The 11,747-nt window shown below is 55.4% G+C and carries 8 protein-coding genes; 3 read left to right on the top strand and 5 right to left on the bottom strand.

Translation table 11 applies throughout. The annotated features are described in order from the left end of the window. Positions 1-52 precede the first annotated feature (52 nt). The 5 genes from lon to AC0J4F_RS18685 form a co-directional block, all read right to left on the bottom strand. Positions 53-2,482: an endopeptidase La gene (lon, locus tag AC0J4F_RS18665; protein WP_209175851.1), complete on the bottom strand. Its 2,430-nt coding sequence runs from the start codon at positions 2,480-2,482 to the stop codon at positions 53-55. A 338-nt stretch (positions 2,483-2,820) separates the two neighbouring features. After that, positions 2,821-4,086: an ATP-dependent Clp protease ATP-binding subunit ClpX gene (gene clpX, locus AC0J4F_RS18670; protein WP_133950095.1), complete on the bottom strand. Its 1,266-nt coding sequence runs from the start codon at positions 4,084-4,086 to the stop codon at positions 2,821-2,823. 238 nt (positions 4,087-4,324) lie between these two features. Then, a complete protein-coding gene (locus AC0J4F_RS18675; RefSeq protein ID WP_209177711.1) occupies positions 4,325-4,966 on the bottom strand; it encodes an ATP-dependent Clp protease proteolytic subunit in 642 nt (213 codons plus the stop codon). 204 nt (positions 4,967-5,170) lie between these two features. Continuing rightward, entirely contained in the window at positions 5,171-6,520 is a 1,350-nt protein-coding gene (tig, locus tag AC0J4F_RS18680) for a trigger factor (protein WP_133950099.1), read from the bottom strand. 249 nt (positions 6,521-6,769) lie between these two features. Beyond that, positions 6,770-7,555: an alpha/beta hydrolase gene (locus tag AC0J4F_RS18685; RefSeq protein ID WP_473024303.1), complete on the bottom strand. Its 786-nt coding sequence runs from the start codon at positions 7,553-7,555 to the stop codon at positions 6,770-6,772. A gap of 280 nt (positions 7,556-7,835) precedes the next feature. Between AC0J4F_RS18685 and AC0J4F_RS18690 the strand changes: the two genes are divergently transcribed. The 3 genes from AC0J4F_RS18690 (at position 7,836) to AC0J4F_RS18700 (ending at position 11,706) form a co-directional block, all read left to right on the top strand. Continuing rightward, entirely contained in the window at positions 7,836-10,265 is a 2,430-nt protein-coding gene (locus AC0J4F_RS18690; protein WP_473024304.1) for a putative bifunctional diguanylate cyclase/phosphodiesterase, read from the top strand. A gap of 496 nt (positions 10,266-10,761) precedes the next feature. Further along, positions 10,762-11,298, top strand: coding sequence for a hypothetical protein (locus AC0J4F_RS18695; protein WP_473024305.1), 537 nt, complete (start codon positions 10,762-10,764; stop codon positions 11,296-11,298). A gap of 210 nt (positions 11,299-11,508) precedes the next feature. After that, positions 11,509-11,706, top strand: coding sequence for a hypothetical protein (locus tag AC0J4F_RS18700; protein WP_209175855.1), 198 nt, complete (start codon positions 11,509-11,511; stop codon positions 11,704-11,706). The last annotated feature ends 41 nt before the right edge of the window (positions 11,707-11,747 follow it).

Genomic DNA, 11,747 nt, shown 5'->3' on the forward strand with positions numbered 1-11,747 from the left:
AAAAGCCCCGGTTTTCCCGGGGCTTGACTGTTTCGCAAATGTCAAGGGCGGATTAGTGGGCGACGACACCTGTTGTGTCATCATCAGAAGCACTCGCCTTGGTTGCATTTTCCGCAGCACTTTCATCCCATTCGATGGCCTCCGGCTGGCGTGTCAGAGCATGCTTGAGCACCTCATCCATGCCGGAAACCGGAATGATCTCGAGCGAGTTTTTCACGCTGTCCGGAATGTCCGCCAGGTCCTTGGCGTTGTCTTCCGGGATCATCACAAGCTTGATGCCGCCGCGCAGAGCCGCAAGAAGTTTCTCCTTCAGGCCACCGATCGGCAAGACGCGGCCACGCAGGGTGATTTCGCCCGTCATGGCGACATCCCGGCGCACCGGAATACCGGTCATGGTCGAGATCACGGCCGTGGCCATGGCAATACCCGCAGATGGCCCGTCCTTCGGGGTTGCGCCTTCTGGAACGTGGACGTGAATGTCCTTCTTCTCAAATAGCGGCGGTTCGATGCCGAAGTCGATCGAGCGGGAGCGAACGTAGGACGCCGCAGCCGAAATGGACTCCTTCATCACATCCTTCAGGTTGCCGGTTACGGTCATTTTGCCCTTACCAGGCATCATGAGGCCTTCAATGGTCAGGAGTTCGCCGCCGACTTCCGTCCAGGCAAGACCGGTGACCACACCGACCTGATCCTCCAGCTCAGCTTCCCCATAACGGTACCGCGGAACACCAAGGTATTCCTCGACGATCTCCTGGGTCACCGTGATGCTTTCCTTGTCGCTCATCAGGATGTCCTTGACCGCTTTCCGGGCCAGAGTCGCCATTTCACGCTCAAGGTTCCGCACACCGGCTTCACGGGTGTAGCGGCGCACTACAAACTGCAGTGCATCGTCTTCGATGGAGAACTCACCGTCTTTCAGACCGTGATCCTTCTCGGCTTTCGGAATGAGGTGACGGCGGCAGATTTCCACCTTCTCCTCTTCCGTGTAACCAGCGATCCGGATGATCTCCATACGGTCCATCAGCGGACCTGGAATGTTCAGCGTGTTCGCCGTTGTCACGAACATCACGTCTGACAGGTCATACTCGACCTCCAGATAGTGGTCCATGAAGGAGGAGTTCTGTTCCGGATCCAGCACCTCAAGCAGCGCAGATGACGGGTCACCCCGGAAATCCATGCCCATTTTGTCGATCTCGTCGAGCAGGAAGAGCGGGTTGGATTTCTTCGCCTTTTTCATTGACTGAATGACCTTGCCCGGCATGGAGCCGATATAGGTCCGCCGGTGGCCGCGGATTTCCGCTTCATCGCGCACACCGCCCAGCGACATGCGGACAAATTCACGTCCCGTTGCCTTCGCGATCGACTTTCCGAGCGAGGTCTTACCAACACCTGGAGGTCCAACTAGGCAGAGGATCGGGCCACGCAACTTGTTCGCCCGGCTCTGGACAGCAAGATACTCCACGATCCGCTCCTTGACCTTTTCAAGGCCATAGTGATCGGTATCGAGAACCTTCTCGGCAAAGCTCAGGTCGTGCTTGACCTTGGACTTCTTCGACCACGGAATGCCGATCAGCCAGTCCAGATAATTGCGCACGACGGTCGCTTCCGCGGACATCGGGCTCATCTGTTTCAGCTTCTTGATCTCGGCAGCAGCGCGTTCGCGCGCCTCCTTGGTTAGCTTGGTCTTTTTGATCTTCTCTTCGAGTTCGGCAACTTCGTCCTTGCCGTCCTCGCTGTCCCCGAGTTCCTTCTGAATGGCCTTCATTTGCTCATTCAGGTAGTACTCGCGCTGGGTCTTCTCCATCTGACGCTTGACGCGGGAGCGGATGCGTTTTTCCACCTGCAGGACGGAAATCTCACTTTCCATCATGCCCAGGACACGCTCAAGACGCTCAGCGACAGAGACGACGCCAAGAATTTCCTGCTTTTCAGGGATTTTGATCGCCAGGTGAGAAGCAATCGTGTCAGCCAGTTTGGAGTAATCGTCGATCTGATTGACCGCACCGAGCACTTCCGGCGACACTTTCTTGTTGAGCTTCACATAGTTTTCAAACTCGGCGACCACTGAGCGGGCCAGTGCCTCAACCTCTATGTTCTCACCGTCTTTTTCCGGCAAAACGGTTGCGGTTGCTTCGAAATAGTCGGTCCGGTCGGAATAGTTGCCGATTTGCGCGCGTGCACCGCCCTCGACAAGCACCTTCACGGTGTTGTCCGGCAGTTTCAGCAGCTGCAACACGGTTGCCAGCGTACCGACGTTGTAGATCTGGTCCGGGTTCGGATCGTCGTCGGCGGCATTCATCTGGGTCGCCAGGAGAATGTGCTTGTCGGTGGTCATCACCTCTTCAAGCGCCTTGATCGACTTTTCACGACCCACGAACAGCGGAACGATCATGTGCGGGAAGACGACAATATCGCGCAGGGGCAATACAGGATACACAGACGTACTGTCCGGATCAGTGGCGCGGATTTCTGCGTCGCTCATTCTTTTTCCTTTCTCGGCGTGTTCCGGCCCCACTCACAAATAAAGGCAGCCAGAGACACTGGAAAACGGCTTTCGGCGATCGTCTGCCGAGGGCCGGATCGCAACACCCCGGATGGGCGCGTTGACGATCCGCACAAGCCGTCCTTACGTCCTATTAGGTGGCTACCTGTCAGGCCGGTGTCAAGGCGATCAAACATTAACAAAGGGACTTGTCTGTTGACGACTCACCAGCACGGTGGATAACGCACCTCGAATAAAATCAGGTGTGCAAAAAGCAAAATGCCGCTCACTCCAGAGCGGCATTTGTCTGACGATAACTCTATGCGCTTGCCGCTAGCTTACGCACTTGTCGCTGACGTCTCTTCGCGGTCCTCGTAGATGTAGAGGGGACGCGCTTCGCCCTTGACCACTTCCGGAGAAATGACGACTTCCTTGACGCCCTTCAGGCCCGGCAGTTCGTACATCGTGTCGAGAAGGATCGACTCAAGGATGGACCGAAGGCCACGTGCACCGGTTTTCCGCTCAATCGCCTTGTTGGCAATCGCCCGCAGTGCATCTTCATGGAACGACAGTTCAACCTGCTCCATCTCGAAGAGACGCTGATACTGCTTGACGAGTGCGTTTTTCGGCTCGGTCAGGATGGTGATCAGGGCATCTTCGTCGAGATCTTCCAGAGTCGCGATGACTGGCAGACGGCCAACGAATTCCGGAATGAGGCCGAACTTCAACAGATCTTCCGGCTCCAGCTCGGAGAACAGCTCGCCAATCCGGCGGTCTTCCGGCGCATGAACCTGTGCCTGGAAACCGATGGAAGTCTGGGTACCGCGATCGGAAATAATCTTGTCCAACCCGGCAAATGCGCCACCACAGATGAAGAGCATGTTGGTGGTGTCCACCTGCAGGAACTCCTGCTGCGGATGCTTGCGGCCGCCCTGCGGCGGCACGGAAGCCACAGTGCCTTCCATAATCTTCAACAGAGCCTGCTGCACGCCCTCACCCGAGACATCGCGGGTAATCGACGGGTTGTCGGCCTTCCGGCTGATCTTGTCGATCTCATCGATATAAACGATGCCGCGCTGCGCGCGTTCCACGTTGTAGTCCGCGGACTGCAGCAGCTTGAGGATGATGTTCTCGACGTCTTCACCGACGTAACCGGCTTCGGTCAGGGTCGTTGCGTCTGCCATTGTGAACGGCACATCCAGAATCCGGGCAAGCGTCTGCGCCAGCAGTGTCTTGCCGCAACCGGTCGGTCCGACCAGCAGGATGTTGGACTTTGCAAGCTCAACATCGTTGTTCTTGGACGCGTGGTTCAGACGCTTGTAGTGGTTGTGAACGGCGACCGACAGGACCTTCTTCGCACTGCCCTGCCCGATGACATAATCATCGAGAACATCGCGAATTTCCTGAGGAGTCGGGATCCCGTCCCGGGACTTAACCAGCGAGGATTTATTCTCCTCGCGGATGATATCCATGCACAGCTCGACACATTCATCGCAAATGAAAACAGTCGGGCCGGCGATCAGCTTGCGGACTTCGTGCTGGCTTTTGCCGCAGAAGGAGCAGTAGAGCGTATTCTTTGAATCGCTGCCGCTGGCCTTGGTCATGTAGTCAACCTCGCGTTTTTGGGGTGCTTAACCCCTTATCTCTCCGGGTGAGGCCAAATTGAGGCTCCCGGTTTGAAAGTTTTAGGCGCCTAAGGTGCCGCACTTTCCTATAGGATGTCACCATGCTTCGCCGGTAAAAATCAATATAGGTTTAAGGCGAAGGTGGAAACCTTGGAATACCTTGGGATTTTCACGGTAAAGCCACGGATTTTCAACCCGTGGCTCTCCGCAGAAAACCTTAGCCTTTCGACTCGGCTTCACCACCAAGGCTGGACCGATCCGTGATGACATTGTCGACGATCCCGAATTCCTTGGCCTTTTCAGCGGTCATGAAGTTATCGCGCTCCAGCGCTTCTTCCACCTGATCAAGGCTCCGTCCGGTGTGCTTCACGTAAATTTCATTCAGCCGGCGTTTCATCGCCAAGATTTCCTGGGCGTGCAGCATGATGTCGGCTGCCTGACCACGGAAACCACCGGATGGCTGGTGAACCATAACCCGCGCGTTCGGCAAAATGAAGCGCATGTCTTTCTCGCCAGCAGCCAGAAGCAGTGAGCCCATGGAAGCTGCCTGACCAATGCAGAGGGTCGACACGGCCGGGCGAATGAACTGCATCGTGTCGTAAATCGCCAGGCCGGATGTGACCAACCCGCCGGGCGAATTGATGTAAATCGCGATTTCCTTGGAAGGATTGTCAGCTTCCAGATAAAGCAGCTGCGCACTGACCAAGGTTGCCATGTGATCTTCGACCGGACCGGTCAGGAAGATGATGCGCTCCTTCAGCAAGCGCGAGTAGATATCGAAGGCCCGCTCGCCCCGGTTTGTCTGCTCGACAACCATCGGCACGAGAGTGTTCATGTAGATATCGACAGGATCCTTCATACCTCATCCATATGCTTGAGATGTTACCCAGGATTTGGGCTGGAAACAGGCCTTGCAAGCGCATCGTTCCAAGGCCTGACTCGAAAAAAGCGACACCCCCATATATAGGGATGCCGCCCTCAACGCAAAGTCATCGCAGATGCGGCATGAAAGCAAAGTTAAAGTTGCCGCCGCATCTGTTGATTATCCGGGAAAAACTCACCGTCAAGCGGCGTCTTCGTCCTCGGCGACAAGCTTCTCCAGCTCTTCCTTGGTCACCGTCTTGTCGGTCACCTTGGCAAGCTCGAGCATGAAGTCGACGACTTTTTCCTCGTAGATCGGAGCGCGCAGAGACGCCAGTGCCTGCTGGTTGTTCTTGTAGAACTCAAACACTTGCTGCTCTTGGCCAGGGAACTGGCGGACACGGTCGTAGAGCGCCCGCTGCATTTCCTCGTCGGTGACCTGAATGTTGTTCTTTTCACCGATTTCGGAAAGCACCAGACCCAAACGAACACGGCGCTCGGCGATCTTGCGGTATTCCGCTTTCGCCTCTTCTTCCGTTGTCTCTTCGTCTTCGAAGGTCTTTTCGTTGCGCTTCATGTCTTCTTCGACTTGCTGCCAAACGATCTGGAACTCAGATTCCAGCAGTTTTTCCGGCAGTTCGAAGGAGTAATGCTCGTCCAGCTTGTCGAGAAGCTGACGCTTGACGCGCTGACGGGTCATCTGACCGAACTGGCCTTCGATCTGGCCTCGAACGATTTCTTTCAGCTTGTCGAGCGACTCAAGGCCAAGGCCTTTCGCAAACTCATCATCGATCGCGGCTTCACCCGGTGCGCCGACCTCTTTGACAACGACGTCGAAAGTCGCGGCTTTACCGGCCAGATGTGCTGCCGGGTACTCTTCCGGGAAAGTCACTTCAACGACTTTTTCGTCGCCAGCCTTCGTGCCGATCAGCTGCTCTTCAAAACCCGGGATGAACTGACCGGAGCCCAGAACCAGCTGGCCGTTCTCGTCCGCACCACCTTCAAAAGGCTCGCCGTCGATTTTGCCGAGGTAAGACATGGTGACGCGGTCGCCGTCTTCAGCAGCGCCATCCTTGGCTTCGAACGGGGTATTGTTCTTGGCGATGTCAGAGACCTGAGTGTCGACTTCTTCTTCCGCGATCTCGACAACCGGACGCTCGATTTCAAAACCGCCGAAATCGACGATTTCGAAGTCCGGCAGCACGTCGTAGGTCATCTTAAAGGACAGATCGGCGTCGCCGGCCAGGATCTTTTCAGCGTCTTCTTCCGGAAGATCGATTTCCGGTGTCAGAGCGGGGCGCTCGGAACGCTCTTCAACAGCCTTTTGTGTGGTTTCCTGGATGGTGTTCGACAGGATCTCGGCCATGGCTTGACGGCCATACATCTTCTTCAGGTGCGCGACCGGCACCTTGCCCGGACGGAAGCCCTTGATGTTGGCCTTGGACTTCATGTCGTTCAGATAGTCATCGAGCTTCACAGCCAGATCGCCGGCCGGAATGTCAATCTTCAGCTCGCGCTTGAGGCCCTCAGCGAGGGTTTCGGTTACCTGCATGGGTTTTGCTTCGTCCTCGGTCCTGAGCGGCAATCCGCCCCGGAGGTGTTGATTATCAAAATTTCCGTGTGCCGCGCCGCCCACTCCCCTTTTTGCAGGAGCATTGCAAATAGCAGCGCTCGCCTTGGGCGGAACCCAAGACGCACGATGGGAGCGCGATAAAGGTTGGGGGTGAAAGTGTCAAGGGTGGAGCCGGGAAATTGGGTCTAAAGCGCAAGGTTCGCACCAAAAAGCGAACCGGGTCCGGATCTAGATATTCTTGCGGGAAACTGTTTCCCGGATCCACACCAGACTGTTTGACGCGAGCTCCTGCCATCCGTCTTCAAGCTGCATGTAGTGGCATTTGCCAGGATACTCTTGAACAGTGGCCAAATCGCCATACCGCGCCGCCATCTGACGGGCCGTTGATGGCGGGACGACCTTGTCTTCTCCCCCTGTCAGGAAGAGCATTGGCGCATTTCGCCCATCAAACACCACCTGCGTTGCCTGTTTCTGATCATACATCCAGAAAAACAGCTCAAACAAAACCTCTCCAGATTCAGTGCTCAAACGGTCACAGATTTCGTGCTGCTGAATTTCCGGCATGGTGTTCAAACCATAGGCCGCAAGCAATTCAAAGTCCTGACCTGGAGCCTCCTGCCAAAAGGCACCGGCCGACATAAACATCTTGCCGAGGGCACGTTCCATGTCCGTGGTCGGTGTTGTGCCTGCCATAATGCTGCTGTTGATCAGAACACCTGCCTCGATCAGACCGCGTCCGGACAGAATTTGTGCGATCAGCCCGCCAAGGGAGTGCCCGATGACGATGGGCCGCCTGTCGAGAGTTCGGATGAATTCAACGGTATCCGAGACGTAGTCTTGAATACTGGTTCCAATCAGTGCTTTCCGGCGTTCTTCGCCGTCCGCAAGGTCATGGAACCGGTATGTCGGCGCATGACACGCAAAGCCAGCTTCTTCAAAGAACTTTTTGAAGGGCGCCATCGTCCAGGGACCAGCATTCGTGCCATGCAAAAGTACCACTGGGATGTCAGACATGGTGCCCCACTAAGAGTTCTTGTTAACTACCGGTGATTGCATTGCTTGCCTAAAGCTCTGTTCCTGCAACCGAACGGCTTGAACCAGATCTTACTCAGTGCTGGCCAGTCGTCAGTGATTTTGACCAAAAAATACTTGCGGTTTCGGTGAGGAGTATTTTGACATTTTCCCGCACATCACTGGAAGGAAACGCTTTTTTATACCTTTACGCGATATCTCTGACTTTGCGGAAGGGCGAGAAAACGTCCAACAACGCAACCGGGGGCGCGCCAGACTACGAATGCGAGACAGTTTAAGTACCGATGACCAGACCGGAGATTTCCTGAGGGGACCAGCCTCTGAGGGCGCTCCAAGCGAGACCAAACGGGCTGCGCCAGCGATCGCTATCGGACTGTTGATGATGTCCATGGTCGTCTCATTTCTGGGCTACAATTATCTCTATCTGGCTGGCGAATATCGCGCGCGCAACTTCCAGCATTTTCTGCACATCAAACAAGCCCACGACCTTGTTGTCCAATCGCCGATTCTTAGGGATTCGGACATCGGCCAACTTATTGATTCACTCTCAAGTGCGCGAGCAGAAGCGCTTTGGTGTACGCAGAATCTGACTGTCCCTGAATATGAGGTGGTCAAACGGCTTGGTGCAGGCGCCGCGTTCGCCATGTGCCGGGCTGAGGTGGCCAGGACCGACGATCTCATCGCGCAGCTGGAACTCATGCGCGCGGCTCCTCTTGCACGCCACTCAGAACAAAGCAGCCGCTTTGCCCAAGGTCTTGAAATCAAGGCGGCGCTTGATAAAATGATGGCAGACAGCGCCAGTTTTCATGCTCAGGTTCAGACGATTGAGGATCGGATCGTCAACCTGGTCATCGGGGGCACATTGCTCGTCAGCTTCGCCTTGCTCATGATCATGATGTTCTTGACCCGGACGATGCGCGAGGTGTGGTCCACGCTCACGGCCTCCGCACGGCACGTGAATGAGGTCAATGAACGCTTTGCCACAGCCGTGGAAGCAATCCCGGACGGCTTTGCGGTCTTTGATTCAAAGCGCCGCCTCATCACCTGCAACGAAGTGTATCGCCAGCTCGCTCATCCAGTCCCTGAACGGGTTAAACTCGGTATGACCGGCGCGGAAATTCTCCAAGATGCCATGGAACATGGACACTATCCCGACATCTCAGAGGAAGACCGGAACAAGTTCATTCTCGATTTCCGGAACAAGTTGGAACAGGACGGCTCGCAGGTCAGCCTTGTTGTTCAAGGCGAGCGGTACATTCAGGTGAAACTGACGGAAAGCGCGCATGGCGACAAGGTCGTCATCCGGTCCGATGTCAGTGACTTCGTACAGTCCAACCGCAAACTGCAAAACCTGACCGAAAACCTTGAGACGGCGAAGGCCCATTACCGGCGCCGGTCCCTTGAAGACGCGCTGACGGGTCTTTCCAACCGGCGCAAGCTCGACCATGCATTGAAAGCTGCCGGTGGACGCGGCGAACGGGCTGTGATCCGGATCGATCTCGACCGCTTCAAGCAAGTCAATGATGTCTTGGGGCATGATGCCGGCGACCACGTTCTGAAGACGGTTGCCCGCAAGCTTTTGACCGCAACCCGGGAAGACGATCTGGTGGCCCGTGTCGGCGGGGACGAATTTGTTGTCCTGTGTGCTCCAGGCACAGAATTGGAACGCGCAGAAGACATTGGCCAACGTCTGTTGGAACGCACCCTGGAGCCCATTCTCTATCGCAACAAACAATGCGTATTCAGCGCAAGCCTCGGGCTCGCGGTTGCTGAAATTTCACGTGATGATCCATCTGAAATCCTTCGCAATGCCGATGCCGCACTGTATGAAGCTAAGGCCGCTGGCCGGGCAAGCTTGAGAGTGTTCACCGGACCGCTTGAACAACGCATTTCACGCGACCGGCGGCTGGCTGATGACCTGGTCGAGGCCTTTGCAGGCCGGGAACTTGTGCCGTTTTATCAAACCCAGCACGATGCCCGCACCCACGCAGTCACCGGAATTGAAGTGCTGGCCCGTTGGCAGCACCCAGAGTTCGGCCTTCTCCCACCAGCCTTGTTTTTCCCGATTGCCCATCAACTGGGCCTCGACGGTGACCTTGACCTTGCAATCATGACACGTGCGGCCGAAGACCTCGGCCCTCTGTTTGCCAAGACGGGTGCCCTGCCCCGTCTTGCCTTCAATGTAACATCCTCAACCTTGATCGATCCGGACTTTCCGGAGTTCGCACAACACCTGTTCAAGCGGTGGCAGGCGCCGGTTGCCTTCGAGATCCTGGAGTCCGTCTCTTTGGAAGATGGTGACGACACCATTCCATTCGCCCTGGACACGCTCCGTGAACTTGGGTTCGAGCTGGACATTGACGACTTCGGGTCTGGGCATGCGTCGATCAAGAGCGTCATGCAGGTTCGCCCGCACGCATTGAAAATCGACCGGAGCATCATTCTCCCGCTCGGCGAAGATCCGGCTGCAGAAGGCTTGGTCGCGGCAACGATTACAATGGGCCAAAGCCTTGGTCTGCAGGTGATTGCTGAAGGCGTGGAAACGGCACAGCACGCTCACCGCCTCGCGGCTCTCGGCTGCGACACGGTTCAGGGTTATCATTTTTCGAAACCGATGCCCTTGAAGGACCTGAAAACCTATCTCGATGGCGACGCGATCACCCCCGGAAACAGATCCGCCGCAGCGTCTTAAGCTGGATCAGACAGCTGAACTTGCTGACGGAACACAAAACTTAAACTTTAATACGTGTGGGTCAGTGACTTGAAATCAGCCTAAGAAGCAAAAACAAATTGAGCGCTGAGCACCAGGACTGCGCTCAGGCACGCAAGACCAATCACAAATAATATAACAGCCTGCCTGACGCGCTCTGATTTCTGCATGAGTATCCTTTAGAGTAGCCGACACTCCCCCGTTTTACGTAACGGTATATTCTTGGATCAGGCTTGCTGGAACCATTCGACTTTCGCACATATGCGGTTCCAAAGGCCGTCAAAGGAACACACAGTTTGGATCTTTGTGCTCTGAATTAGTATCCGATTGAATTGCCGAGAGTTCGTCTGTCAGAACGCTTACCACCTGGAAATCTCTCTGAACAATCAGTTACCGCAATCGTTGAATTTTCCACCCTAACTGTGCGTATTTCTTGGCACTTTCCAGTGTAAACTTGCCGCGTAGATCAGGGAGATCGATGGTGTCACGTGACGTTTTTGTAGATCAACCGCCGGCGTTCGACGGACCGATTGTAGAAGCAGCCAGTTTCTTAGGCCGCGTTCAACGTTATCTGGACATGGCCCAGTTCCGCGACGTCGCCGTTGATTTGTCCGGCAGCCGCCTGTTCATTCTGTCAGAAAGCCGGTTTGAAGACTTGATCGTTCATGGGCAGCATCCGCTTGCCTGGCTCATCGATATCAGCAGCTATCCGACCCACTCCACGCGATTTGGCACATCAATCGAAGATCTTGAGAACCTCATCAGCCATTGGTGCGGCTCGATCATTGATCAGGCCGGACGGCCACATATTGTTCTTGATGCGTGGATGTACGATCAGTTCCGGCAAAAACAAACTAATATGCTTTCCTCTGCCCAAACGCCTGCGCCGAAGGCTTTGTCAGGTGTGGACCGGTCACCACAGGTTCCAACACCCGATGGGACCTCTGCACTCATTTGCCTTGAAACCTTTCGGCAGACAGGTCTCCGCAAACCGCCCCACCGAGCCAAAGGATGACCCCGGTTTGAATTGCCATAGGCGTCTGTAGACAGTCAGAACTTTCGGCCGTTTTCAGCCCGACCTCGCCTATGATTGCGCCACACTGCACAATTCATAGTCAGATTGACCTTGCCGAGCCTCGAATACACACCTGAGACGTCTCTAATTCTGGCATCCATCTTGCGTAATCATCTGCAACGCAACCCAATGAGCACAGGAGATGATCTCATGGCCGCAAAAGACAGCACCGCCGAAGCATTAAACCCAACACTTTGCTTGGCAATGACTGCGAATGAACTGGAAACGGAGCAAAAGCCGTCACCACGTCAATTTCCGAAAACCGTCTGCAATCCGACGATGGCACTTGCGATCTATGCGAGCCTTTACAACGAAGCGGACGCATCCGGCGGGCGTGCTGGACGCTGAACCGCCCAAGCAGAGGGTTATTCAGCAAGGTAGAAGCAGAT

It is taken from the genome of Roseibium sp. R5 (assembly GCF_055755305.1).

Bases quoted from the DNA above. Each gene is read 5' to 3' on its own strand.
- tig (WP_133950099.1), bottom strand. From the start codon at position 6,520: ATGCAGGTAACCGAAACCCTCGCTGAGGGCCTCAAGCGCGAGCTGAAG.
- AC0J4F_RS18690 (WP_473024304.1), top strand. From the start codon at position 7,836: ATGCGAGACAGTTTAAGTACCGATGACCAGACCGGAGATTTCCTGAGG.
- AC0J4F_RS18685 (WP_473024303.1), bottom strand. From the start codon at position 7,555: ATGTCTGACATCCCAGTGGTACTTTTGCATGGCACGAATGCTGGTCCC.
- AC0J4F_RS18675 (WP_209177711.1), bottom strand. From the start codon at position 4,966: ATGAAGGATCCTGTCGATATCTACATGAACACTCTCGTGCCGATGGTT.
- AC0J4F_RS18695 (WP_473024305.1), top strand. From the start codon at position 10,762: ATGGTGTCACGTGACGTTTTTGTAGATCAACCGCCGGCGTTCGACGGA.
- AC0J4F_RS18700 (WP_209175855.1), top strand. From the start codon at position 11,509: ATGGCCGCAAAAGACAGCACCGCCGAAGCATTAAACCCAACACTTTGC.
- lon (WP_209175851.1), bottom strand. From the start codon at position 2,482: ATGAGCGACGCAGAAATCCGCGCCACTGATCCGGACAGTACGTCTGTG.
- clpX (WP_133950095.1), bottom strand. From the start codon at position 4,086: ATGACCAAGGCCAGCGGCAGCGATTCAAAGAATACGCTCTACTGCTCC.